Origin of the sequence: Pantoea sp. ICBG 985 (assembly GCF_002928365.1) — a bacterium.
In the GTDB taxonomy this organism is placed as follows: domain Bacteria; phylum Pseudomonadota; class Gammaproteobacteria; order Enterobacterales; family Enterobacteriaceae; genus Pantoea; species Pantoea dispersa.
Genome location: NZ_POWM01000003.1, coordinates 595,793 through 621,572 on the forward strand (window position 1 = coordinate 595,793; position 25,780 = coordinate 621,572).

Genomic DNA, 25,780 nt, shown 5'->3' on the forward strand with positions numbered 1-25,780 from the left:
AAGGTATTATAGTTACAACATACTGTTAGGTTGCTACATCAACCCAGGTACCAGCACCGTGCGGCGCAAAGTCTGACAGGCCTTGATGGCAGTCGGGGTGACGAGAGAGAAGAGGGCGAAAAAAAGGGGAGAACCGTACGTTCTCCCCCTGAGACATCACTGCTTTATGCGCGCAGCGGCTCGCCGCGCACCGGGCGATCGCCCGCCACGAAGTAGTCCGCTTCGCTGCGCGGCAGCGGCTGGCGACCACGAATGTTGTCGGCGATCTTCTCACCAATCATGATGGTGGTGGCGTTCAGGTTACCGGTGATGATCAGCGGCATGATTGAGGCGTCGACCACGCGCAGCCCCTGCAGGCCGTGTACGCGACCTTCGCCATCCACAACCGCCATCTCATCGCTGCCCATTTTACAGGTGCCGCACGGATGGTAAGCGGTCTCAGCATGGTTGCGCACAAACTCATCCAGCTGCTCGTCGCTCTGGCACTCCAGCCCCGGACTGATCTCTTTGCCGCGATACTTATCCAGCGCCGGCTGGTTGATGATTTGCCGCGTGATGCGGATGGCATCGCGGAACTCATGCCAGTCCTGCTCGTGCGCCATGTAGTTGAACAGAATCGCCGGATGCCGGCGCGGATCGCGCGACTTAATGCGCACGTGACCGCGGCTTGGCGAACGCATCGAACCGACGTGACACTGGAAGCCATGCGCTTCTACCGCATTCGAGCCGTTGTAGTTAATCGCCACCGGCAGGAAGTGGTACTGAATGTTGGGCCAGGCAAACTCTTCCCGGCTGCGGATAAAGCCACCGCCTTCAAACTGGTTGCTGGCGCCGATACCGGTGCCTTTGAATAGCCACTCGGCACCGATTTTCGGCTGGTTCCACCACTTCAGGGCCGGATAGAGCGATACCGGCTCTTTGCACTCGTACTGCAGGTACATCTCCAGATGATCCTGCAGGTTTTCACCGACGCCCGGCAGATCATGCACCAGCGGGATGTCGTGCTGCTTCAGCAATGCCGCCGCGCCAACGCCGGAGCGCTGCAGAATCTGCGGCGAGGCGATAGCACCTGCGCACAGCAGCACTTCACGCCGCGCATGCACGGTGTGCGACGTATCGCTGGCGCCGTGCAGATACTGCACGCCGACCGCGCGTTTGCCCTCGAACAGAATGCGATCGGTGGTGGCGTGGGTGATGATTTTCAGGTTCGGACGCTGTTTCGCCGTATCCAGATAACCGCGCGCGGTGCTGGAGCGGCGGCCCTGCGGCGTCACGAAACGGTCCATCGGACCAAATCCTTCCTGCTGATAACCGTTGAGATCGTCGGTACGCGGATAGCCCGCCTGCACGCCGGCTTCAATCATCGCGGCGAACAGCGGGTTGTTGCCAGGCTTACAGGTAGTGATGCTCACCGGGCCTTCGCCGCCGTGATAATCATTAGCACCGATATCGCGCGTTTCCGACTTGCGGTAGTAGGGCAGGCAGTCGCGGTAAGTCCAGTTTTCCAGTCCCGGCTGCTGCGCCCAGTTGTCGAGATCCATGGCGTTACCACGGATGTAGCACATGCCGTTGATCAGCGACGAACCGCCCAGCCCTTTACCGCGTCCGCACTCCATGCGGCGGTTATTCATGTGCGGCTCAGGCTCGGTTTCGTACGCCCAGTTGTAGCGTTTGCCCTGCAACGGCCAGGCAAGCGCCGCCGGCATTTGCGTGCGGAAATCAAAGCGGTAATCGGGACCGCCGGCCTCCAGCAGCAGGACGTTCACGCTGCTGTCTTCGGTCAGTCTTGTTGCCAAAACGTTCCCTGCGGATCCGGCTCCGATAATGATGTAATCAAATTCCATTAGTCGCTCCTCAGGTTAAGCTTGATTAAAATACCGACTGAAAACGGGTCAGTTCGACCTGTACAGATTTCACCTGGGTATAGCTCTGCAGCGTCATCAGGCCATTCTCGCGGCCGATACCGGAGTGCTTGTAACCGCCTACCGGCATTTCAGCGGCGGATTCACCCCACGTGTTGATCCAGCAAATGCCCGCTTCAATCTGGTGAATGACGCGGTGCGCGCGATTCAGATCCCGGGTGACCAGACCTGCCGCCAGGCCGTATTCGGTGGCATTGGCGCGGCGCACCACTTCCTCCTCGCTGTCGTAGGTCAGGATCGACATCACCGGTCCGAAAATCTCTTCGCGTACGATGGCCATCTCATCACGGCAATCGGTGAACACGGTCGGTTCTACCCAGGCACCGTTATCAAACGCCGCGCCGCTCATGCGTTTACCGCCGCACAGCAGGCGCGCGCCTTCGCTGATGCCGGATTCGATATAGCGCAACACATTGTCACGGTGCGGGAAGCTGACCAGCGGGCCGAAGTTGGTGGCCGGATCGTTGACATCGCCAGCTTTGATGCGCGCCACGCGTTCAGCGATTTTGGCTTCAAACGCCTGCTGCAATGCCGTCGGCACAAACACGCGCGTGCCGTTGGTGCACACCTGGCCGGAGCTGTAGAAGTTCGCCATCATGGCGATGTCGGCGGCGAGATCGAGGTCGGCATCGTCAAACACGATCAGTGGCGATTTGCCGCCCAGCTCCATGGTCACCTCTTTCAGCGTGGAGCCGGCCGCGTTGGCCATCACTTTTTTACCGCTGGCCACGCCGCCGGTGAAGGAGATTTTGTCGATGCCCGGATGGTCAGTCAGCAGCTGACCGGTCACCGCGCCGCGCCCGTTCAGCACGTTGAACACGCCATCCGGTACGCCGGCTTCGCTGTAGATTTCTGCCAGCTTCAGCGCGCTCAGCGGCGTCACTTCGCTGGGTTTGAAGATCATCGCGTTACCGGCCGCCAGCGCCGGCGCAGATTTCCACAGCGCGATCTGAATCGGATAGTTCCATGCGCCAATACCGGCGACCACGCCAAGCGGTTCGCGGCGCGTATAGACGAAGGAGGTATCACGCAGCGGGATCTGCTGGCCTTCCAGCGCCGGAATCAGGCCGGCGTAGTACTCCAGCACATCGGCACCGGTAACAATGTCCACCGCCTGGGTTTCACTCAGCGGTTTACCGGTGTCGAGGGTTTCCAGCGCCGCCAGCTCATCGTTACGCTCGCGCAGGATATCCACCGCACGGCGCAGGATGCGTGACCGCTCCATCGCCGTCATGGCCGCCCAGATTTTCTGGCCTTTTTGCGCGGCGGCGACCGCGCGATCGACATCCGCCTGCGCGGCTTCATGGACCTCGGCCAGCACTTCGCCATTGGCCGGGTTGATGGTCTGGAATGTGTCGCCCGCTGCTGCGGCAACGTATTGACCATCAATGTATAAATGCTGCTCGGTGAATCGGGACATGGTTGCTCCTTCCTCAGTGATTCGCGGCGCCAGCCAGCTGCTGGCGAATGAATTGGGTGGTGAGCGTTCTGGCAATCGCCAGATCAAACGGTTTGCCGCTCAGCGCGGCGCGCAGCCACAGGCCATCAATCAGCGAGGCCAGACCGTGCGCGGCCAGCCGCGCCTGCTCACGCGGCAGCTCGCGGCGAAACTCGGCAGCGAGCGTGGAAAACAGGCGACGGCTGCTGACGCGTTCCAGGCGACCCAGCTGCGGCTGATGCATGCTGCTGGCCCAGAAGTCCAGCCACGCTTTCATCGCTGCGCTGTGCACCTGGGTGTCGTCGAAGTTACCTTCGACAATCGCCAGCAGGCGCGCTTCGGTGCCGGCTCCCGCCAGCGGTTTCAGTCGTGCCGCCACCGCATCACGCAGCTGGCGCGTCACGTCGCGCATGGTGGCTTCCAGCAAACCGTTTTTGTCTTTGAAGTAGTGGCTGATGATGCCGGTCGAGACGCCGGCGCGCCGCGCAATCTGCGCAATGGTCGCGTCATTGATCCCGACTTCGTTAATGGTACTCAGGGTCGCATCAATCAGTTGCCGACGACGTATCGGCTGCATTCCCACCTTTGGCATGACTCCAGCTCCACCGCAATGTAAGACCCCTATTAAAACTTTTTTTGATTGCACGTTCAATATAAAAAAGAAACTTGTTAGGATACTGTGCTTCGGTTGTTATGAAAGCGCAACGGGAAGGTGAATACTGAACCGTGCCGAACAATCAGGAGGGAAAACAGGAGAACGATACCGATAAGGCCGATCGCTACGGCCCTGCTACTTCATTGAATAATTACAGGAAATTAACCAGAGGTAACCGATGATTAATCCACCTGCCAGTGAAAAAGACAGAATCAATCCCGTGGTGTTTTACACCTCTGCCGGACTGATTCTGACATTTTCACTTGTCACCATTTTGTACAGCGATCTCGCTGCCGGCTGGATCCAGAGCGCCGTCAACTGGGTATCGTCCACTTTTGGCTGGTACTACATGCTGGCCGCCACGCTGTATATCGTCTTTGTCATCTATATGGCCTGTTCACGCTACGGCGCCATCAAGCTGGGCCCGGAGCAGTCCAAACCCGAATTTAGTCTGCTGAGCTGGTCGGCGATGCTGTTTGCCGCCGGCATCGGCATCGATTTGATGTTCTTCTCGGTGGCGGAACCGGTCACGCAGTATATGCAGCCGCCGGAAGGCGCCGGGCAGACTCTGGAAGCGGCGCGTCAGGCGATGGTGTGGACGCTGTTCCACTACGGTCTGACCGGCTGGTCGATGTATGCGCTGATGGGCATCGCGCTCGGCTACTTCAGCTACCGCTATAATCTGCCGCTCACTATTCGCTCGGCGCTCTATCCGATTTTTGGCAAACGTATTAACGGCCCGATTGGCCACACGGTGGATATCGCGGCGGTGATCGGTACCATTTTTGGTATCGCCACCACGCTGGGTATCGGCGTGGTACAGCTCAACTACGGGCTGAAAGTGTTATTTGATGTGCCGGAAGGGCTGACGGCGCAGATGGCGCTGATTGTACTGTCGGTGGTGATTGCCACCATTTCGGTGACCTCGGGCGTGGATAAAGGCATCCGCATCCTGTCGGAGCTGAATGTCGCGCTGGCGCTTGGTCTGATTCTGTTTGTGCTGTTTATGGGCAAGACGGATTTCCTGCTCAACGCGCTGGTGCTGAACGTCGGTGATTACATCAACCGCTTTATGGGCATGACGCTCAACACCTTTGCGTTTGATCGTCCGACGCAGTGGATGAACAGCTGGACGCTGTTTTTCTGGGCGTGGTGGGTGGCGTGGTCGCCGTTTGTCGGCCTGTTCCTCGCCCGTATTTCCCGTGGCCGCACCATCCGTGAGTTTGTGCTCGGCACGCTGATTATCCCGTTCACCTTCACGCTGCTGTGGCTGTCGGTGTTCGGTAACGCGGCGCTGTACGAGATCATCCACGGCGATGCCGGTTTTGCCCAGGAAGTGATGGCGCATGCCGAGCGCGGTTTCTACAGCCTGCTGGCGCAGTATCCGGCGTTTAAGTTCAGCGCCTCGGTCGCCACCATTACCGGCATGCTGTTTTATGTTACCTCGGCGGATTCCGGCTCGCTGGTGCTGGGGAACTTCACCTCGAAGCTGAAAGACATCAACAGCGATGCGCCAAACTGGCTGCGCATTTTCTGGTCGGTGGCGATTGGCGTGCTGACCATGGGCATGCTGATGACCAACGGCATCTCTGCGCTGCAAAACACCACGGTGATCATGGGCCTGCCGTTCAGCTTCGTGATTTTCTTTGTGATGGCCGGGCTGTATAAATCACTCAAAGTGGAAGATCACCGCCGCGCCAGCGCCAGCCGTGATACCGCGCCCTATATTCCGGCTAGCAATGACCGTCTGAGCTGGAAAAAGCGGCTGTCGCGCCTGATGAACTACCCGGGCACGCGCTATACCCAGCAGATGATGGAAACGGTGATCTATCCGGCGATGCAGGATGTCGCCAAAGAGCTGGAGCTGCGCGGCGGTCGCGTATCGCTGGAGAGCGTTGCGCCGGAAGAGGGCCAGCCGCTGGGCTACCTTGATCTGCGCGTGCACCTCGGCGAGGAGCAGGATTTCGTCTATCAGGTGTGGCCGCAGCAGTACTCGGTGCCGGGCTTTACCTATCGCGCCCGCAGCGGTAAGTCGCACTATTACCGGCTGGAAACCTTCCTGCTGGAGGGCAGTCAGGGTAACGATCTGATGGACTACAACAAGGAGCAGGTGATCATCGACATTCTCGATCAGTACGAGCGTCACCTGAACTTTATCCATCTGCATCGTGAAGCGCCGGGCAGCAATATCACTTACCCGAGCGTGTAACAGTGCGGGCAGCCGTGCAAGGCGGCTGCCCGTTTAATCACGCGGCGTTCCTCGCATAATTGCCAGCGGCAGCTAGACTCACTAGCTGACCTGAAGGGGAACATAATGAAATTGGGTTTTGCGTGTAAGTACTTTGATTCTGAGGCTAAACAGCCATTTCCATTTAAAACCACCACCCGCACACGCTTTCTCGCTATGGAGCGTAACGCGGCGGCCACGCTGCTGCTGGCACTGGCACAAAATAACCTGCAGAACCTCTCTCTGACGCTGGAACAGCTGGCGCAGCAGCCGGATGCGTTGCGCATGATGCGCATCGGCAGCGATCTGCTGCCGCTGTACACCGTGCCGCTGGCCACTGAACTGTATGGCGATATTCTGCCCGAATTGCAGCCACTGTTTAGCCGCTGCGGCGAATTGGCCCGCGCGCACAACATTCGCCTGTCGTTCCATCCCGGCCAGTATACGGTGCTGGCTTCGGATAATGATGACGTGGTGGATCGGGCGCTGGAGGATGTCGAGTACCACACGCTGTGCGCGGTGCTGATGGGCTACGGCAGGCAGTTTCAGGATTTCAAAATCAACATCCACATGAACGGCAAACGCGGTATTGAGGGCTTTCGCGCGGCGTTTATGCGCCTCAGCCCGGAAGCCCGCAATATGCTGACGGTGGAAAATGACGAAATTTCCTGCTCGCTGGATGACGTCTTGCAGGCGCGTGCGCTGTGTCCGGTGGTGCTGGATATTCACCATCACTGGGTGAAAGAGAATCAGTTTATTCAGGCCAGCGATGCGCGCGTGGCGCTGATTCTGGAGTCGTGGCGCGGCGTGCGGCCGGTGCTGCACTATTCGATCGCCCAGGAAGGGCTGATCCCGGAGAGCGGCTTTCCCGATCAGGAGCAACTTGCCGCCTCTAAGCCGAAGCTGCGCGCCCATTCTGACTACTATTTCAACCAGACGCTGAATGACTGGGCGCTGTCGTTTGAACGCTTCGACATCATGTGCGAAGTCAAAATGAAGAACCTCGCGCGCGATCGCCTGTATGACTATGCGCAGACGCGCTGATTACCCGCTTACGGCGCCGTGATCACAATGGCAACGCGGCGATTTTGCGCCCGGCCCTGTGCAGTGTTGTTGCTGGCGACCGGCGCGCTCATGCCCAGCCCACGCGTCACGATGTTTTGCCGTGGAATCGCCGCGCCGGTGGCCCACTGATCGGCCACCGCGTTGGCGCGCTTCAGCGACAGCTGCTGGTTGTAATCCGCTTTGCCGTAGTTATCGGTGTGGCCGTCTATGCGCAGATGTTCGATGCCGGTGGCGGCCAGGTTTTTCGCCATCTGCGCAATGCTGGCTTTGCTGGCGGGCGTCAGGTCAGATTCATTGATGCCAAACAGGATCTTATCGGACAGGCCCAGTCCCCAGCCTTCAGTGTTTTCGCTGAAGCCGGCGTCGCGCATCGCTTTAATCTGCGCGTCGCTAAAACGCCCGGTTGACTGACAGCCGACACAGGCCAGCACCATAACCAGCAAACATGATTTCAGTTTCATACGCGTACCTTACTCATTCCTTTGTTTTTATACATGTGCATATCGGCGCGCTCCAGAATCGACGCCACCGAATCGCCATGCTGCGACCAGGCGTAGCCGATGGTCACCGATGTGGTGATCTGCGTGCCTTCCGAAATCACAATCGATTGCGCGATTGCGGTACGAATATCTTCCGTCAGCTGCTGCAGATCGGCTTCTGAGGTGCGGCTGGTGATCAGCATGGCAAACTCGTCACCGCCCAGCCGCGCCACCAGATCGTCCTGATACGCCAGCGCGCTGAGGCGCGCCGCGATGGCCTTCAACACTTCATCACCGGCGGCATGGCCCCAGTTGTCGTTAATGCTCTTGAAGCGATCGCCGTCGAGAAACAGCAGCACAAAATTCTCATGCGCCAGCTGCTGATCCAGCAACTGCGACAGGCGGCCAACGAACGCCGAGCGGTTGGCCAGTCCGGTTAACGGATCCTCCAGCGCTTTGGCCGCCAGTGAACGGTTATCGCGCAGCAGTGAGGCTTTTAGCGTCTGCATTTCACTCAGCAGCGAGTTGAGATCTTCGGAAAACAGCTGAAACTCTTTGGTCGGATTTTGCGGTACGCGCGTCGAGAAATCGCCAGAGCGAATCACGTAATGGATGGCGCTGGTGATATTGCGCAGCGAGCGCAGAATACCGCGATGCAGAAATTCACTCAGCAGGCAGGAAATCACCAGCACGCACAGCATACCGATGGATAAAATCATCACCGAATAGCGAATAAAATCGGCCGCACCGCTGACGGTGCCAGCCAGCATTAAATGGCCGACCTGGGTTTCGGCGTGATTAATTTCCACCGCCAGCGGCTGCTGATAAATCCAGCGACGCAGTAGCGTTTCATACCAGCCGCTCTCTTGCTGGCGATCGTGCCAGTCCACCAGTACGGTATTGCCCGCCGTGACCAGCTTCGCGGAGGCAAACATCCCTTCATTGCCGAGCAGGGCTATTTTGTTGCGGGCATCATAGCTGTCTTCAAATACCGTCGCGGCGGTCAGGCTGGTGCTGAGTGTGGCGGCAATGAGTTCGAGGTTTCTTTTCTCATAGCGTTTAATAAACAGTAAAGACGTCGATGTCAGCAGCAGCCAGCACAGCAGTAATATCACGGCGGCATTGACGGTGCTGATACGACGCAACTTATTGCGAATCGATGATTTATCTTTTTTTATGCTATCAAACTTCATCTTATTTGCTTCCTTTGCGGGACAGCAACAACACGTCCGGGCTCACTCTGACACCGCTGCGCGCCAGCGAGTCAAGGTTGACGGAAAATGCGGTGTGATCGCGGTTAAAGATCAGACAAAAGGCCGCGCCAACCGCACAGTCCGGGTTGTTTTCCGCGATGGACAGGACGGCTTTACCCTGTAGCATCGCCAGCAGTTCAGTTTGCTGCTGCGGCGTCTGATCGCCGAAGTAAATGGCATCGCAGCGCTGGCGGCTGAGTTCGCTGGTCTGGTTAATCCTCACCACGCTGAACGGCGTCGGGCCCTGAGGCTGCGCAAGGTGCTGTGCTGAAGCGAATACGCACAGCTGTGGCGGCTGTGTTAACTGTGGCCAGTGGCTAAAACTGATGATGCCGCTGACGATGCGGTTAGCCTGATCGTCACGCTGAACCGCACTGTTTGCCGCCTGAGCAGCAGGAAAACAGAGGAGATAAATGAGAGAAAATACGGGAAGAAATGCGCGTAAGCCCTGCAATAAATAGAGCAGCTGGCTGTCGCCCTTCACCTTTAATTGTAGTTGTAACATAGCGCTATCTCTGAACAGCAACCGGGAAATAGTACCATCGCGCTGTACAAAAGAGTACCGCCGTACAGGCGCTGATACCGCGATCAGGCAGGGTAGAATAAATTCGTCAGGACCGGATTTAAATAGAGAGTTAAAAGAGTAATGAATAAAAACGCAGCATAATAAGCCTATTAAGGCTGAATTCTGCCGGATATGCCCGCAGCAAAATTAGCGCAGCGGCGCGATTTTTCGCGAAATGATTTGCCCGGCGCCGCCGGATATTCCCTTTGTGGCGCAATGGCCCTGAATTGAACAATCATTCAGCGCCATTCACCGCATTTTTTTAATTAAAAATCCAAATCCCGGCCGTTGCTGGCAATGACCCGCTGATACCACCAGAAGGATTTTTTGCGCAGCCGGTTGAGCGTGCCGTTGCCGTGGTCGTCGCGATCGACATAGACAAATCCGTAGCGTTTACTCATTTCACCGGTCGACGCCGCGACCAGATCGATGCAGCCCCAGGTGGTGTAGCCCATCACCGGCACGCCGTCAGCAATCGCTTCACCCATAGCGCGAATGTGCTGTTGCAGGTAGCTGATGCGGTAATCGTCTGCAATTTCCCCGCTGGCATTGATTTCATCGTGCGCGCCGAGACCGTTTTCCACCAGAAACAGCGGCTTCTGATAGCGGTCGTACATCATATTCATGGTGATGCGCAGGCCAAGGGGATCAATGCCCCAGCCCCAGGCGCTGCGCGCCAGATGCGGATTGGTCAGTGACTTCACCACGTTGGCGGCGCTGCTGTTCTGTTCATTCATATCTGCCGACGCGCAGCGCGAGGCGTAATAGCTGAAGGAGATGAAATCGACGGTGTGGCGCAGCAGTTCGTCATCGCCTTCCGCCATGACAATCTCCACGCCTTTCTCGCGAAATACCCGGGCGGCATAAGCGGGATAAGCGCCGCGCGCCTGGACATCGATAAAGAATAAGTTCTCGCGATCTTTCTGTAACGCGGCCCACACATCTTCCGGCTTGCAGGACCACGGATAGAAGTTGCCGCCGGCCAGCATGCAGCCAATCTGATTCTGCGGATTGATCTCATGGGCGATTTTGGTTACCAGCGCGCTGGCGACCAGCTCATGATGCGCTGCCTGATATTTCACCTGTTCGTGATGTTCATCCGGCGCGAATACCAGACCGGCACCGGAGAACGGGCTGTGCAGCAGAATGTTGATCTCATTGAAGGTCAGCCAGTATTTCACCAGACCATCAAACGCTTCGAAGCAGGTGCGGGCGTAACGCGCGAAGAAATCGATCATTTTACGGTTGCGCCACGAACCGTATTCGGTGACCAGATGCATCGGCACATCGAAGTGACACAGCGTGACCAGTGGTTCGATGCCGTATTTGCGGCACTCCTCAAATACGCTGCGATAGAAGGCGATACCTGCCGCGTTCGGCGTCAGCTCATCGCCGTTGGGATAAATGCGGCTCCAGGCGATGGAGGTGCGAAACACCGTGAAGCCCATCTCCGCCATCAGGGCGATATCTTCTTTATAGCGGTGATAAAAATCGATGGCGTCGTGGCTCGGATAGAACTCATCGTCGCGCAGCGTATAGCGCGGCTCCAGCCCCAGCTTCACCGCCATGCGATGCTCGCCGTGTGGAATCATATCCACCGTGGTTAAGCCTTTACCGCCGGCGCGATAACTCCCCTCTGACTGGTTGGCGGCTAACGCGCCGCCCCATAAAAATCCCGCAGGAAATGTCACTTCAGACATCACTCACCTCAATCACAGTCCATTATTAATTCGCGCTGACCGGCTTTGCCGCTTCCGACTTACCGGGGCGCGGCGCGGTCTCCGTCACCGGAATATCTTCAAAGCCAAGAATCAGCGTCAGGATGAACGACAGCACCACTGACAGCACCATCACGCCAGCCACCCAGACGATGCTCATCGGGTTGGTGGGATCGAAAAACTGGACGCTGGTAAACAGGCCCGGTGAGGCCATCGAGTGGCTGGCGAGGCCGCCAATGCCGGCCACCGCGCCACAGATAAAGCCGCTGATCAGGCTGGCAATCAGCGGGCGCTTCAGGCGCACCGCCACGCCGTACAGCGCCGGTTCGGAAATGCCGGCGACGATGGCGGAAGCTGCCGCCGCGAACGCCGTCTGCCGCAGTTCCGGATTTTTGGTTTTGAACGCCACCGCCAGCGATGAGCCGCCCAGCGACAGGTTGGCGCCAATTTCCGACGGCATCACCATGCCTTCTTTGCCGGTCTCAGCGATGGTCTGAATAATGGTCGGGGTAAACACGCGATGCATGCCGGTCATCACCAGCAGCGGCCACAGCCCGCCCATGATCGCCACCGACAGCCAGCCGAGATAACCGTGAATGGTGTACACCAGCGCCGAAATGCCGCTACCGATCCAGATACCGAGTGGGCCAATAAAGACGATGGCGATGGGGGCAGCAATCAGCACAATCAGCATCGGTTTAAGGAAGTTTTTGGTTACCGCCGGGGTAAAGCGATCGACCCAGTATTCGATGTGCGACAGAATCCACGTCATCACCAGCGCGGGGATCACTGTGTAGGTGTATTTCACCGCGGTGACCGGCACCGAGGCGAATTCCACCACCTGACCCTGCGCCGCTTTGGCCATCAGGTCGATAAAATTGGGATGCACCAGCACGCCAGCAATGGCAATCGCCAGCGACATATTGGTTTTAAATTTCAGCGCCGCCGAAGCCGCCACCATCACCGGCAGGAAGAAGAAGGCGCCGTCACCAATCACATTCAGGATGATTAACGTCGACGAGCCTTTGGGCAGCACGCCGCTCATCTCCAGCATCATCGCCAGCAGTTTTACCATTGATCCGCCAATGATCGCCGGGATCAGCGGCGACATGGTGCCGACCAGCGCATCGAGAATGCCCGCGCCGACACTGCGCAGCGTGATTTTCCGTTTCACCGGCGCGCTGCCGCTGTTGCCCGGCGTGCCGAGTTTCATCACTTCCTGAAAGGCGAGATTGACATTGTTGCCGATGATCACCTGGCACTGGCTGTCGGTGTGCACCACGCCCATCACGCCGGGAATGGCTTTCAGCGTGGCGTTATCGACGCGCGCGCTGTCTTTCACCACGAAGCGCAGGCGTGTCATGCAGTGGGTTACGGCTTCAATATTCTCTAATCCGCCGAGCGAGGCCACAATGGCTCGTGCGGCGTCAGCGTAGTTGGTCGCCATGAATGTTTGTCTCTGATTGTAGGGTAGAGGAAACGTCGGTTTCGTCTGGCTGTTATGTATTCATGAGAAACCGGTTTCACAAAATCATGAACAGGCGTATTCATTCAGACAAGAAAAATCGCTATCTTCGTTTTAATTTTGTGATGTTGATCGGCTGACGTGCGGCGGGATCTTCACCCGCAGGCGCAGGGCGACAAGAAAATTCCCCGTCTTATTCATCGCTTAGGTACACTGAGGCGATGAGCAGCGAAGCAGAGTGAAGCATGGCAACCATACTTGAGGTGGCAAAAAAGGCCGGCGTGTCAAAAGCGACGGTGTCGCGCGTGTTGTCCGGCAACGGCTACGTCAGCCAGGAGAAGCGCGATCGGGTGTACCAGGCGATTGCCGAGACCGGCTTCCGGCCGAATTTGCTGGCGCGCAATCTGGCGACTAAATCCAGCCAGACCATCGGCCTGGTGATCACCAACACGCTGTATACCGGCAGCTATTTCAGCGAAATGATGCAGCATTCGGCGCGTATTCTTGAGCAGCAGGGCCGTCAGCTACTGCTGGTGGATGGCAAACACAGCGCCGAAGAGGAGCGTGCGGCGATTCAGTTTCTGCTCGATCTGCGCTGCGATGGCGTGATCATCTATCCGCGTTTTCTTACCATTGATGAGATGGACAGCATCATTGCCCAGCACCGCCATCCGATTCTGGTGATCAACCGGCGGCTGCGTCAGCACGACAGTTACTGCATCTACTCCGATCAGCAACGCACCAGCGCCGAGGCGGTGGCGCAGCTGATTGCACTCGGCCATCGCGATATCGCTTTTATCACCGGATCGCTTGACTCGCCAACCGGGCGCGAGCGCCTGGCCGGTTATCACGCGGCACTGGCGCAGCATCAGCTGGTGGCAGATGACGCGCTGGTGGTGGAGGGCAAATGGCAGGCGCAGCACGGGGCGGCGGCGGTGGAAACGCTGCTGGCGCGCGGTAAATCGTTCAGCGCGCTGGTCGCCAGTAACGATGAGATGGCGGTGGGCGCGCTGAAAGCGCTGGCGGCGCATAACATCCGCGTGCCGCAGCAGGTGGCGGTGCTGGGTTTCGACGATATTCCGCTGGCGCCCTATACCATTCCGGCGCTGGCCAGCGTGCGCATGCCGGTGACCGGCATGATCGAGGAGACCATTGAACGCCTGGTGTCGATGCTCGACGGAGGCGAAATGCGTAACCGCAAAACCTTTGCCGGCGAGCTGATTCTGCGCGAATCCGTCGGTCCCGGCCCGTTTTACCCTGGCTAAAATCAGGCGTTCAGCAGCGCTTGCTTAAACGAATAGATGTGCACGCGCGCGGCGTCTTCTGCCCGTGTTACGTCACCCTGCGCCAGCGCCGCAATGATTGCGTCATGCTCGGCAATCACCTCCTGCATGTGCTGCGCGCTCGACAGGGTGGTTGCCCAGAAGCGCTGCGCCTGGGCGTGGATGATGCTGAGAATATCTGACAGACGACCGTTGCCGGCGATGTCAGCCAGCACCTGATGAAACTCGCGGTCCAGCAGCATCATCTGCTCACGGTCGCGCGCCACACTGGCGGCGGCGATGCGCTGATTCAGCGCCTGTAGCTGGGCAATCTGCGCCGGATTCACGCGCTGCGTCGCCAGCCGCAGGCACAGCGCTTCATTTACCAGCCGCACTTCAATCAGCTCCAGCGCATCGTCAATCGACAGCGGTGCCACCATCACCCCTTTACGCGGGATAATCTGCAGTAACCCTTCGGTCGCCAGCCGATGTACTGCCTGGTTAACCGGCGTGCGGCCCATTGCCAGATCCTCCATCACCTGCGCGGTATTGAGATATTCACCTGGCTTATAGCGCAGCGTAATCAGGCGATGCCTGAACGCCAGATAGGCCTGTTCATTCAATGAAACGCTTTTTTGTCCGGCCTGTGACTTCACATTTTCAGCAACTGAATCACTCATCACGCAGATCCTTATTGGGGTACTGAGACATCTTACACAAAAACCTGGCATGAAAATGGCTATCTTGAAATTGCAGTGAAATTTCACACGCATTTTTCATCAGGAGATCATCGCATGCATTTACGCTTTACAACCGACTCACAAGCCGCCCCGGTGCTGGATGTCGACATTAAGCAGCTGGTCATTGCCGGGTGGGTAGGCCGCGACCAGGCGGCGGTGCTGCACCATATCAGGGAGCTGGAGGCGCTGGGCGTGCCCGCACCTGGTGCAGTCCCGCTGTTTTATCGCGTAGCCACCCAGCAGCTGGCGCAGCACAGCCCGCTGGAAGTGGTGGGCGAGCAAACCTCCGGCGAAGCCGAGCCGTTTGTGTTTTTCCATCGCGGCGAATACTGGGTGTCGCTGATTTCCGATCACACCGACCGTCACCTGGAAACCTTCAGCGTGGCACTGTCGAAGCAGGCCTGCGTTAAGCCGGTCGCCGGTCATGCGTGGCGTATGGCAGAGGTTGAGCCGCACTGGGATCGGCTGGAGCTGCGCGCGTGGATCAAAGTCAACGGCGACTGGGTGACTTATCAGCAGGGCACGCTCGACTCTCTGCTCACGCCGATGGATCTGCTGGCGCGCTACTTCGGCGATCGCCCGGTCAGCGAAGGCTTTGCGATGTCATGCGGCACGTTGAGCGCGATCGGCGGCATCCGTCCGGCCAGCGAGTTCCGCATGGCGCTGCACGATCCGCTGCTGAATCGCACGCTGGAACACCACTATGTCACCGGCACGCTGCCGGTGATTGCCTGAGGAGACGCATATGACCACCTTATGGCAGGCGAGCCAGCAACTGCGCGCCGGAGACCTCACCGCAAGCGCCGCGACGCAACAGGCACTACGCGCCGCTGAGCAGCCATCGGGCGAAGGCGCACGCGTGTTTACGCGGACCTGCGCCGACAGCGCCGTTCAGCAGGCGCAGCAGGCTGATGCGCGCTGGCAACAGCAGCAGCCGCGCAGCCCGATTGATGGACTGCCAGTCAGCATCAAAGACCTGTTTGATGTGGCGGGCGAACCTACCTGCGCCGGCTCGCGCGTGCTGGCGGATGCGCCGCCCGCCGCGCGCGACGCGCATATCGTGCAGCAGCTGAAACAGGCCGGTGCCGCTATCGTCGGCAAAACCAACATGACCGAGTTCGCTTTTTCCGGGCTCGGTATCAATCCGCATTACGGCACGCCAGCTAACCCATGGCAGCGCGGCGAAAAACGCATTCCCGGCGGTTCTTCATCCGGCGCGGCGGTGGCGGTGGCCGACGGCATGTGCCTCGCGGCGGTCGGCACGGACACCGGCGGCTCGGTGCGGATACCGGCGGCGCTGTGTGGGCTGACCGGCTTCAAACCCAGCGCCAGCCGCATCAATCAGGCTGGCACGCTACCGCTATCGGCGGCACTCGACAGTATTGGCGTAATTGCCCATGACGTGCGCAGCTGCTGGCTGCTCGACAGCGTCATCGCCGATCGGCCTTTGCAGCTGGCAGAGCGTGATATCACGCGGGCGCACTTTGCGATTCCACAGACCCGGGTGCTGGACGGGCTGGATCTCGCGGTCAGCCAGGCGTGGCACCACGCGCTGGCACAGCTGCGCGCGCAGGGTGCCACGCTCACCGAGCTGCCGCTGTCTGAACTGGCGGAACTGGAAACCATGAACGCCCGTGGCGGCATCACCGCCTGGGAAGCCTGGCAGTGGCATCAGTCGCTGCTGCAGTTGCACGCGGCGGGTTATGACCCGCAGGTGCGGATGCGCATTGAGCGCGGCGCGTTGCTGAATGAGGCCGACGCACAACTGTTGTATCTGCAGCGCGCCGACTGGCGGCAGCGGGTGGAGCAGGCGGTGGCACCGTTCGATGGCCTGCTGCTGCCCACCGTGCCGCTGATTGCGCCGACCATCGCCGAACTCGACGACCCGGAGCGCTATCGCCAGGTCAACCTGCTGATGCTGCGCAACACCAGCGTGATCAACATGCTGGACGGCTGCGCCATCTCCCTGCCTTGTCATCAGCCCGGCAGTGCGCCGGTGGGTCTGATGCTGGCCGCCACCCATGGCCACGATGCCGCGCTGCTCAGCTGGGCGCTGGCGCTTGAATCCATCCTGCAACGGAGTCTCTGAAAATGACACATCCTCACGGCATGCTGTTTGTCGCCACCAACGTCGCCGCTGAAAACGAAGCTGATTTCAATCAATGGTATGACCATGAACATGTCGCCGAGCGCGTCGCCATCGACGGCTTTCTCAGCGGCACGCGCTATCAGGCGCTGGATGCTGAACGCAAGTACCTCGGACTGTATGAAACCCGCTCGCTGGAAACCTTCACCAGCGCCGATTACTACGCCGCCTTCACGCGCCAGACGCCGTGGTCGGTAAAAAACCTGGAGCGGATGATCAAACCGATGCGCCGCGTGTGCGCCATTACCCAGCAGCACGGTCAGGGCAGCGGCAGCCACCTTGCGGTGCTGACGCTACAGGCTGGCATTGAAACTGCAACGCTCAACGCCTGGCAGCAGCAGGTTGCCAGGGTGCCGGGCTATATCGCCTCGCGCTTACTCACGCCGGACACCACGCTGAGCACGCCGCTGCCACAGGAAGATCGGGCGCAGCGCGCCATGCAGCCGATGCTGCTGCTCAGCTGTTCGTGCGCCGATGCCTGCCAGACACTGGCGGCCGCCGCGTCACAGGCGCTCAATGCCCGCGCTGAATTTTATGCGCTTAGCTGGCAGCTCACTAAACAGGAGATGGCTCATGGCGAATACTGATTCTACTCTGCCGCACGCCGCGCGTGCCGCAGCAGGAAAAACCCACACCGGCCGTCTTGCTGCGGCCAGCTCCATCGGCACCGCGCTGGAGTGGTACGACTTTACCGTTTACAACATCATGGCGGCGCTGGTGTTTAACCATGTGTTTTTCCCCAGCTTCGATCCGCTGGTCGGGACCATTCTGGCGTTTTCAACTTACGCGGTCGGTTATGTGTCGCGTCCGGTGGGCGGTTTTATCTTTGGCCATCTCGGGGATGTCGCCGGGCGCAAGGCGGTCTTGATCACCACGCTGGTGATCATGGGCGTGACCACGGCGCTGATGGGCATGCTGCCCGGTTATGCGCTGTGGGGCATCTGGAGCCCGATTCTGCTGGTGGCGCTGCGCTTTGTGCAGGGCATCGCGCTGGGCGGCGAATGGGCCGGCGCGGTGTTGCTCTCCATGGAGCACGGCGAAGCCAGTAAGCGCGGGCGTAACGCCTCGTTCGCCCAGGTCGGGCCTTCCTGCGGTACGCTGATTGGCACCGGCTTTATTACTTTAGTGACGTTGTCACTCAGCGGCGAACAGTTTCAGGAGTGGGGCTGGCGCATCCCGTTCCTGCTCAGTCTGCTGCTGGTGATGTTTGGCCTGTGGCTGCGGCGCGGCGTGGAAGAAACCCCGACTTTCGTGGCGATGCAGCAGGCGGAGAAAACCAGCCACACGCCGCTGAAAGAGGTGTTCCTGCGCTATCCACGTGAACTGCTGATCGCCGGCGGCTCGCGCATCGGCTCTGACGTGCTCTACGCGCTGGTGGTGGTGTTCACCCTGACATACGTCACCACCGTGCTACAGCTGCCGCGTCCGCTGGCGCTGATGGCGACGATGGTCGGCGCGATTGGCAACGCGTTGACGGTGCCGCTGTTTGGCGCGCTGTCCGACCGCCTTGGCCGCCGTCCGGTGTACATTGCCGGCGCGCTGCTGGCTATTGTCTGGTCGTTTGTGTTTTTTGTCCTGCTCGACAGCACCCAGCCGTGGCTGATTGTGCTGGCGGTGGTAATTGGCCTGCTGATTCACGCCATGATGTACGGTCCGCAGGCGGCGTTTGTCACCGAGCAGTTCCCCAGTCACGTGCGCTATGCCGGTTCGTCACTGGCCTATACGCTGGCCGGCATCATCGGCGGCGGTTTTGCCCCGCTGATCATTACCTCGCTGTACAAAGAGCTGGGCAGCACGCTGTGGGTGTCGCTATATGTGACGCTGGCGCTGGCGATCACCCTGTTTGCCTTATGGAAAGCCAAAGAAACCGCGCACCAGTCGCTGTAATCACCTCTGGCGAAGGATCGCCACCTTTTATCAAATATTCATGTGCAGCGCCGGTTCACTCTGCGGCGGCTCGGTCGAGATTTGCGGCAGCGGCAGCGGTCGTCCGATGTAGTAACCCTGAATGGCATCGCACGCCAGCTCCTGCAGCTGCGACATCTGCACCGGCGTTTCCACGCCTTCCGCGGTTACCGACAGGGAATAGGCTTTGCCGAGTCCAATCATGTTTTCCACCACCTGGCGCGCCTGGGGCGAATCGGCCAGCGGAAAAATAAAGGATTTATCGATTTTGATGCCGTCGAACGGGAAGGCGCGCAGGTAGCACAGCGACGCATAGCCGGTGCCAAAATCATCAATCAGAAATCTCACCCCCAGCGCTTTCACCGCCTGCATCACCGCCAGGGTTTTGTCCGGATCGCTCAGCAGCGCGTTTTCCGTGACTTCAATTTCCAGCCGCTGGCTCGGCAGACCGCTGAGCTGCAGCACCCGGGTGATGCGTTCGGCTAAGGCGCTATCCTGCAACTCACTGGCGGAAATATTCACTGAAACCGCCATTTCCGGCCGGTAACGGGCGATATCCTCGCAGGCATTGAGCAGCACCCAGTCGCTCAGCGCGCTGATCAGGCCGGTCTCTTCGGCCAGCGGAATAAACTGATCGGGCATCAGTAAGCCCAGCCGCGGATGCTGCCAGCGTACCAGCGCCTCGACCGCGCTGATGCGCTGCGCGATCAGGTCATAGCGCGTCTGATACACCAGCCGCAGCTGGTTCTCCTGCAGCGCTGCGCGCAGCTCTTGCTCCATTTCGCGCCGCTGCACAATTTTCTCTTCCATGTCACGGTCGAAAAATATCCACTGGTTGCGGCCGCTGTTTTTCGCTTTATACAGGGCGATGTCGGCGAAGCGCAGCAGATCGCTGGCGTTGTCGGCATCCTGTGGTGCCAGCGCGATGCCGAGACTGCCGCCGATGTGGATGTCGTTGTCGTACACCGGGAACGGCAGATTGAGCTGGGCGATGAGCTGCTGACACAGCGCGTCGACCTGCTCGCGGCTGCCCGCCTCCGGCAGAATCACCACAAACTCATCGCCGCCGAGCCGCGCCACCAGGCCGTTGCCGTTGAGCGTGCACCGGATACGATCTGATACCGCATGCAGCACCTGATCGCCCGCCGCATGACCGTAGAGATCATTGACCGGTTTAAATTTATCCAGATCGATCATAATCATCGCCAGCAGCGGCTGCGCCGGCAGCGGCAGGCTCAGCTGCCCCGTGAGGAATTCGCGCATCTGCACGCGGTTGGCCAGTCCGGTCAGTTCATCGAAATGCGACAGATAGTGCGCGCGCGCCTGCGCTTCAACTTCCAGCGTTACGTCGCTGGCGCTGCCGCGAAAGCCGCTGACGCCGTGCGCCAGGCTGACGCGCTTGAGGGTCAGATTGCAGTAGCGCGGCTGATGCTGAGCGGAGAGATAGCGGCAGCCGTTCAGTGTGAGCTGAGCGCCCGAGTCTGCCAGCTGCAAAAGCCGGGCGCGCTGGTGCTCATCGCACAGCAGGAAATCCAGTAGCGTGCGCTGCAGCCACTCCTCGCTGGTAAACCCGGTCACTACCGGGAAGCGGCCGGAAACCCAGCTGAAGCGCAGCTGTTCGTCCATCTCCCAAATCCAGTCGGTGGTAATTTCGGCGATATCACGGAAGCGGCGTTCGCTGGCGCTGAGCGCCCGCTGGCTTTGCGCCAGCAGCAGCGTATTTTCATCATTGAGCTGCGCTTTACGCAGCGCGTTGCGCATCAGCATGATGGCACCATACAGGGTGATCAGCATGGCGATCACCAGCAGCGGCAGCAGGGCGGTCAGCAATTTACCGCCGGGGTTGCTGCTGGTCCAGCGCAGCGTGGCGTCATGGCCATTGGCGGCGACGCGCAAACTCTCCGCCGGCGGCGCTGCATGGGTTGCGCCGAACTCCACCCGCAGCGCATCGATGCCGTACTCGTGCCCCAGCTGCTGTAATTTTTGCGGCGTCAGGCGATCGGCAAAGATCATCAGCGATGGCGGGCCGGGCTCCTGCGGCACGCTGTTATCGCCACCGGTGGTGATCCAGGCCGCGCACAGCAGCACCAGTTGCTGGTTTACCACCACAAAGCGCGACAGCGCCTTACCGTCATTGTGCTGTAACTGCTGACGCAGCGCGGGCAGTTGCTGGCGACCGAGCCAGCCGGTGAAATCGCGTTGCTGCAACTGACCCTCGATCACGCTGTAAACCGTATCGCCGCGCGGCGCGATGACAAACACGCCCTCGTAGGCAAAGGTCTGGAACAGCGACTCACCCAGATTCTGCCGCGTCCACGCCCAGTCAGTATTCAGCGTGCGGTGCAGGTTTTGGTAGGCTTCGCCCCATTCTGCATTATCGGAGAGGTGAAACTGCATCACTTCCTGACGCGTCTGCAACGCCTTCTCCAGCAGCAGGCGGTTTTGCCGCGCCTCCTGCTGGTTGAGATCGCTGGCGATAAAGCACAGCGTCACCAGCGCCACCATAAAGGAGAGAAAAATCAGCAGCACCATCAGCAGCATCGGCTGGCGCATCAGTCCGCGCATCCGACCATCGGTCGGGAAATCCATCAGTGAACGTTTCGCCATCATAGACTTATCACAAACCAGTAAAATGATATTTCATAAGTACGTTATGAGTATCGGCATGACTGCGCCGAACCTGGGCGAAAAAGTAAAAAAAGCGTGAGCGGAGCGGCAAAAACAGATCGCATATTCGGCCAGAAGCCCGACGATGCCGTGGCGCAATCAGATCTGCATAAGGTCTGTTAATAAAAGGCCCTGCCGCTGCGTTTGCACCAGGGCAATTCGGCGAATGCCGGTAAATTTTTCCCGTTGCGCTAATAGCTTAGTGTTTATTTCATGCTGATGACGATAAATATATTACAGCCATAATTTATCAGAGCGTGATTTAACGTTCAGGACTTAAAGAATTTCCTGGTTAAATGATGGTGCGTTATCCAGGACTATTCTTGTTGAGTGTAAATCTTTGTCAGTGCTAATTTGCTGAAACCCATCTGCTCCTCTTTCCAGAGACCACTTATGCAACCACGTATCACGCATCTTGATGGCATGCGCGGATTAGCGATCCTGCTGGTGATTGCTTATCACGCCTATGCCCGCTGGCCCGAACTGTTGCCGTATGCCGCCACTACCCAGCATATTCCGCTGCTGGCATTTGGTTGGGTCGGCGTGCAGTTGTTTTTTATGATCTCCGGCTTTGTCATATTTATGACGCTGGATAAATCGTCCGGCTACCTCAGTTTTCTCAAAAAACGCTGGCTGCGCCTGTTTCCGGCAATGCTGATAGCCAGTCTGCTGCTGTACGTTGCCGGCGGCTTTTTTCCGGAGTGGTCGCTGATGACACCGGAAAGCCGCAACCTGCTGCCCGGTCTGATATTTATTAATCCTGAGACGCTGACGCAGCTCACCGGCATTGAATTCCGCTCCATGGCCGGATCGTTCTGGTCTCTCTATGTTGAAGCGCTGTTTTATCTGATTATTGGCGCGGTTTATTTTACCTTTGGACGTAAATATTGTCTGCCGGCGCTGATTGTGCCGATGTTATTACTTTCCGCCTCATCGGTATTGAAATCACTCGGCCATCCATTATTAATCGATGTAATTTCAAAATTCGGTTTTATTCACTATGCCTGGTTTATGGTCGGCTGTCTGGTTTATGAACGTCTGCATGGGCGCGATAAACGTTATCACTACGCGCTGACCGCGCTGGCCTTGCTGATTAATTTCAGCTACTACGTTAAAAACAGCGGCGTGGTCGCCGTGGTGCCGCTGTTACTGGTAATGCTGTTTTTTATTGCCAGCTTTTATTCCAGACAGATTGAGCGCTGGCTTTCCCTGCGCTTTTTCACCGCCATCGGATTTGTCAGTTACGCCCTGTATCTGATTCATGAAAATTTAATGATCGCGATATTGATAAAGCTTAATGGCTATATCAAAAATGAAGCGGTGATGACGATGCTGCCGGTGGTGGTGGCCAGCGTACTGTATTATGTTGCCTGGCTGATCAGCAAATATGCCGAACCGGCGCTGCGTAATGCGCTGAAGTGGAAGCGGCAGCCCGCGCCGCAGGCGGGCAGCGGGCTGTAATCGCGCGGGAGCCAGCGCTCCCGCGTACGCTGTTACACATCCAGCCGGTGAATGACGTTCACAAACTCGTGTACGCCACTGTTGATTTCCCGCAGGCTGCGCGACAGCACGCTGATCTTCTCCTGTTCGGTCACCACAAATTGCCTGACCTCATCCAGCTGCTGATACATCTGCTGGATCAGGTCGGCATTTTGCTCCACGACCAAGGAAATCTGTTTGGTGGCGCTGGCGGTCGAGGCCGCCAGGCGGCGCACTTCACCTGCCACCACGCTGAAGCCACGTCCGGCCTCGCCAGCGCGTGCGGATTCGATGGCGGCATTCAGTGCCAGAATGTTGGTCTGTGAAGCAATCAGGTTGATGGTTTCCACCACGTCGCTGATGCTCCTGGCCGAGGCGGTGAGTTGCGCGCCAATTTCGGCGGCGGCATTCACCTGCTGCGCCACCAGTCCGGAGTTACGCACCGTTTCGTCCAGCACTTCATTAGCGTTATCGGTAATTTGTGAGGTCTGCTCAGAGGTGGTTAGCGCGATATCCGCCACGCGCTTTGCTGCCTCGACGCGCGCGGTGATATCCGAGGCGATCTTAATCACTTTGTAGACCTTACCATCGCCGTCAAACACCGGGTTGTAGCTCGCCTCCAGCCAGATGCGCTCGCCGCTGGCAGTCTTACGCTCAAAGCGACCGACAAAATGCTGACCGTTGCCGATTTTGCGCCAGAAGTCCGGATTCTCGCGGTAAAAATTGTCGAAGCAGAACAGGCGATGATGCTGGCCGGCGATGGCTGGCAGGGTATAGCCCATGTGGGTGAGGAAGTTGGCGTTGGCGGTAATGATGTGACCGTCCGGCGTGAATTCAATCACCGCCATCGAACGATCCAGCGCCGTTATCACCGCCTCTTTATGCTCCAGCTCCTGATGACGCGCGGTGATGTCGCTCGCGACCTTGATCACTTTGTACAATTTGCCGCGCTCATCGCTCACCGGAAAATAGGTCGCGCTGAGCCAGAAGCGCTGATGCTGCTTGTTGAAACGCTCAAAAATGCCGTTCACCGATTCGCCGGCGGCCAGCGTTTGCCAGAAGGCGTAATAGTCGGAAGACTGGCTGTAAGCAGGGCTGCAGAAAATCCGGTGATGCTGTCCCTGAATTTCATGCAGCTGATAGCCGGTGACCTGTAAAAATTGCGCATTGGCGCTGAGGATTTCACCGGCCGGTGAAAACTCAATCCACGCAACATGCTGCTTTATCGCTTCAATATCCTTAGCAATGTCGCCACTTTTGGCAAATGGCAGAGAAAGGCTCGATTTTTTCACCCCGAACATGAGAGACCTCAGGCGCTTGGTATGCTGTTGAACGAAATGCAGGCGCAGATGCGCGCGTGCTAACGCATTCGGCGCGTCCAGTGGACGGCACCGCATGATTTCCCCGGTTGTACATTACAGCCGTGCCACAGGCACAGGCTGCTGTCTCGCTGCGCACCGATGTGCGCAGGTGGGGTGTGTAATGGTGTTACCTGCCTGATGTTGTTACAGCGCAAGCTGAAAGCTGATTTTGCTATGCAACTTTGATTATCGACCGTGGCGTTAAAAATGTGAGAAAAAAGTGATCAACACCGCGCGTGCGGGTAAGAAAAGTGCATAGCGGACTTGTTAAAAGATGTATGTTAAATGTATGTTAATGTCCGAGACGTGACGCAATCAACGCCCGATGACGGGTTGGAGAAAAACCACCATGACGACCGCGCTGTGCCAGCTGTTAAAACTGCAGTATCCGCTGATTCAGGCACCGATGGCCGGTGTCGCCACGCCGCAGCTGGCCGCAGCGGTATCCAATGCCGGGGCGCTGGGATCGATTAGCGTCGGCGCGGTGACGCCGCAGCAGGCGGCAGAAATGATTGCCCACACCCAGGCACTGACGCGTGCCCCGATCAACGTCAACGTATTTTGTCACGCGCCGGCAAGGCGGGATGCCGCGCGCGAGGCGGCGTGGATCAGCCGGTTCAGTCCGCAGTTTGCGCAGTACCATACGGCGCTGCCGCCAGCATTAACGGAGATCTATCAAAGCTTTTTGCACAATGAGGCGATGCTGACGGTGCTGGAGCAGGCGCGGCCGGCGGCGGTCAGTTTTCATTTCGGCATTCCCGATGCCACGGCCATCGCCCGGCTAAAGCAACGTGACATTGTCACGCTGGCGACCGCCACCAGTCCGCAGGAAGCGCGGGCAATTGCACGCAGCGGTATCGATGTCATTGTGGCGCAGGGTTATGAAGCCGGTGGCCATCGCGGCCATTTTGATCCGGGCGCGCCAGACCAGCAGCTTTCGACCGTTGCGCTGGTGCAGGCGATTCGTCAGCACACCGCGCTGCCGGTGGTGGCAGCGGGCGGCGTAATGGACGGTGCCGGCATCGCGACGATGATGAAACTGGGTGCCAGCGGTGTACAGCTCGGTACGGCGTTTGTGCTGTGTCCCGAATCGGCGGCCAGTGCGGCCTATCGTCGCGCGCTGCTGGCAGCTGGCGAGCGTGGCACGGTAATGACGGCGGCGATCTCCGGGCGTCAGGCGCGCTGCGTGCGCAACGCATTTTGTGAATTATGCCATGACGTAACGCCGGAGGAGATTCCCGACTATCCGCTGACCTATGCGCTGGGAAAAGCCCTGGCGGCGGCAGCAGCAGCGCACGGCGAGGACGGCTTCGGCGCGCAGTGGGCGGGTCAGGGCGTGGCGCGGGTGCGCGCGCTGCCGGCGGCACAGCTGGTGGAGACGCTGGTTGCAGAGTGGCAGCAGGCATAAAGCAGGCTGCTGCCACATAGTGTGT

20 protein-coding genes are annotated in these 25,780 nt (G+C 58.7%); 9 read left to right on the forward strand and 11 right to left on the reverse strand.

Features of this window, described 5'->3' with window-relative positions; translation table 11 throughout:
- Positions 1–164: 164 nt before the first annotated feature.
- The 3 genes from betA to betI are packed head-to-tail and all read right to left on the reverse strand — an operon-like array spanning position 165 to position 3,952.
- Positions 165–1,844: a choline dehydrogenase gene (betA, locus tag C1Y42_RS12225; RefSeq protein WP_021509528.1), complete on the reverse strand. Its 1,680-nt coding sequence runs from the start codon at positions 1,842–1,844 to the stop codon at positions 165–167.
- Positions 1,845–1,869: 25 nt separating this feature from the next.
- A complete protein-coding gene (gene betB / locus C1Y42_RS12230; RefSeq protein WP_058775079.1) occupies positions 1,870–3,342 on the reverse strand; it encodes a betaine-aldehyde dehydrogenase in 1,473 nt (490 codons plus the stop codon).
- A gap of 13 nt (positions 3,343–3,355) precedes the next feature.
- Positions 3,356–3,952, reverse strand: coding sequence for a transcriptional regulator BetI (gene betI / locus C1Y42_RS12235; protein ID WP_058758824.1), 597 nt, complete (start codon positions 3,950–3,952; stop codon positions 3,356–3,358).
- A 241-nt stretch (positions 3,953–4,193) separates the two neighbouring features.
- On the opposite strand from betI, the gene C1Y42_RS12240 reads away from it, so the two are divergent.
- Together C1Y42_RS12240 and C1Y42_RS12245 are read left to right on the forward strand one after the other, a co-directional pair.
- On the forward strand, positions 4,194–6,224 hold the full coding sequence (locus C1Y42_RS12240) for a choline transporter (RefSeq protein ID WP_021509525.1): 2,031 nt from the start codon (positions 4,194–4,196) through the stop codon (positions 6,222–6,224).
- A 105-nt stretch (positions 6,225–6,329) separates the two neighbouring features.
- A complete protein-coding gene (locus tag C1Y42_RS12245; protein ID WP_104093569.1) occupies positions 6,330–7,286 on the forward strand; it encodes a UV damage endonuclease UvsE in 957 nt (318 codons plus the stop codon).
- Positions 7,287–7,294: 8 nt separating this feature from the next.
- Here the strand turns inward: C1Y42_RS12245 and C1Y42_RS12250 are convergent, their stop codons facing one another.
- From C1Y42_RS12250 to ascF, 5 genes are all read right to left on the reverse strand, one after another.
- Positions 7,295–7,768, reverse strand: coding sequence for an OmpA family protein (locus C1Y42_RS12250; RefSeq protein WP_104093570.1), 474 nt, complete (start codon positions 7,766–7,768; stop codon positions 7,295–7,297).
- Positions 7,765–8,979, reverse strand: a complete 1,215-nt coding sequence (locus C1Y42_RS12255) for a diguanylate cyclase domain-containing protein (protein WP_058770539.1) — start codon at positions 8,977–8,979, stop codon at positions 7,765–7,767. The genes C1Y42_RS12250 and C1Y42_RS12255 overlap by 4 nt, the downstream gene beginning before the upstream one ends.
- 1 nt (position 8,980) lies before the next feature.
- Positions 8,981–9,544, reverse strand: coding sequence for a YfiR family protein (locus C1Y42_RS12260; protein ID WP_104093571.1), 564 nt, complete (start codon positions 9,542–9,544; stop codon positions 8,981–8,983).
- 326 nt (positions 9,545–9,870) lie between these two features.
- Positions 9,871–11,304: a 6-phospho-beta-glucosidase gene (locus C1Y42_RS12265; protein ID WP_104093572.1), complete on the reverse strand. Its 1,434-nt coding sequence runs from the start codon at positions 11,302–11,304 to the stop codon at positions 9,871–9,873.
- Positions 11,305–11,329: 25 nt separating this feature from the next.
- Entirely contained in the window at positions 11,330–12,769 is a 1,440-nt protein-coding gene (ascF, locus tag C1Y42_RS12270; protein WP_104093573.1) for a PTS cellobiose/arbutin/salicin transporter subunit IIBC, read from the reverse strand.
- A gap of 263 nt (positions 12,770–13,032) precedes the next feature.
- On the opposite strand from ascF, the gene C1Y42_RS12275 reads away from it, so the two are divergent.
- The gene (locus tag C1Y42_RS12275) at positions 13,033–14,052 is read left to right on the forward strand and encodes a LacI family DNA-binding transcriptional regulator (RefSeq protein ID WP_104093574.1); all 1,020 of its coding nucleotides are present in this window, start codon (positions 13,033–13,035) and stop codon (positions 14,050–14,052) included.
- A gap of 2 nt (positions 14,053–14,054) precedes the next feature.
- On the opposite strand, the gene C1Y42_RS12280 is transcribed toward C1Y42_RS12275, so the two are convergent.
- Positions 14,055–14,729, reverse strand: coding sequence for a GntR family transcriptional regulator (locus C1Y42_RS12280; protein ID WP_058770544.1), 675 nt, complete (start codon positions 14,727–14,729; stop codon positions 14,055–14,057).
- A gap of 114 nt (positions 14,730–14,843) precedes the next feature.
- Here C1Y42_RS12280 and C1Y42_RS12285 point away from each other — a divergent pair, with 114 nt between their 5' ends.
- Genes C1Y42_RS12285 through C1Y42_RS12300 form a run of 4 tightly spaced genes read left to right on the forward strand, consistent with a single transcriptional unit; the run spans position 14,844 to position 18,822 of the window.
- Positions 14,844–15,524, forward strand: a complete 681-nt coding sequence (locus tag C1Y42_RS12285) for a DUF2848 domain-containing protein (RefSeq protein WP_104093575.1) — start codon at positions 14,844–14,846, stop codon at positions 15,522–15,524.
- A 10-nt stretch (positions 15,525–15,534) separates the two neighbouring features.
- On the forward strand, positions 15,535–16,878 hold the full coding sequence (locus C1Y42_RS12290; protein ID WP_104093576.1) for an amidase: 1,344 nt from the start codon (positions 15,535–15,537) through the stop codon (positions 16,876–16,878).
- Positions 16,879–16,880: 2 nt separating this feature from the next.
- Entirely contained in the window at positions 16,881–17,522 is a 642-nt protein-coding gene (locus C1Y42_RS12295; RefSeq protein ID WP_104093577.1) for a DUF4286 family protein, read from the forward strand.
- A complete protein-coding gene (locus C1Y42_RS12300) occupies positions 17,509–18,822 on the forward strand; it encodes an MFS transporter (protein ID WP_021509513.1) in 1,314 nt (437 codons plus the stop codon). Before C1Y42_RS12295 ends, C1Y42_RS12300 begins: the two co-directional genes overlap by 14 nt.
- A 30-nt stretch (positions 18,823–18,852) precedes the next feature.
- Here the strand turns inward: C1Y42_RS12300 and C1Y42_RS12305 are convergent, their stop codons facing one another.
- Complete coding sequence (locus tag C1Y42_RS12305) at positions 18,853–21,450, reverse strand: EAL domain-containing protein (protein ID WP_304597911.1); 2,598 nt, start codon at positions 21,448–21,450, stop codon at positions 18,853–18,855.
- A gap of 450 nt (positions 21,451–21,900) precedes the next feature.
- Between C1Y42_RS12305 and C1Y42_RS12310 the strand changes: the two genes are divergently transcribed.
- A complete protein-coding gene (locus C1Y42_RS12310) occupies positions 21,901–22,968 on the forward strand; it encodes an acyltransferase (protein WP_104093578.1) in 1,068 nt (355 codons plus the stop codon).
- 32 nt (positions 22,969–23,000) lie between these two features.
- Here the strand turns inward: C1Y42_RS12310 and C1Y42_RS24015 are convergent, their stop codons facing one another.
- The gene (locus C1Y42_RS24015) at positions 23,001–24,287 is read right to left on the reverse strand and encodes a PAS domain-containing methyl-accepting chemotaxis protein (RefSeq protein WP_104093579.1); all 1,287 of its coding nucleotides are present in this window, start codon (positions 24,285–24,287) and stop codon (positions 23,001–23,003) included.
- Between the two features lie 409 nt (positions 24,288–24,696).
- Between C1Y42_RS24015 and C1Y42_RS12320 the strand changes: the two genes are divergently transcribed.
- Positions 24,697–25,755, forward strand: a complete 1,059-nt coding sequence (locus C1Y42_RS12320) for a nitronate monooxygenase family protein (RefSeq protein ID WP_104093580.1) — start codon at positions 24,697–24,699, stop codon at positions 25,753–25,755.
- Positions 25,756–25,780 lie beyond the last annotated feature (25 nt).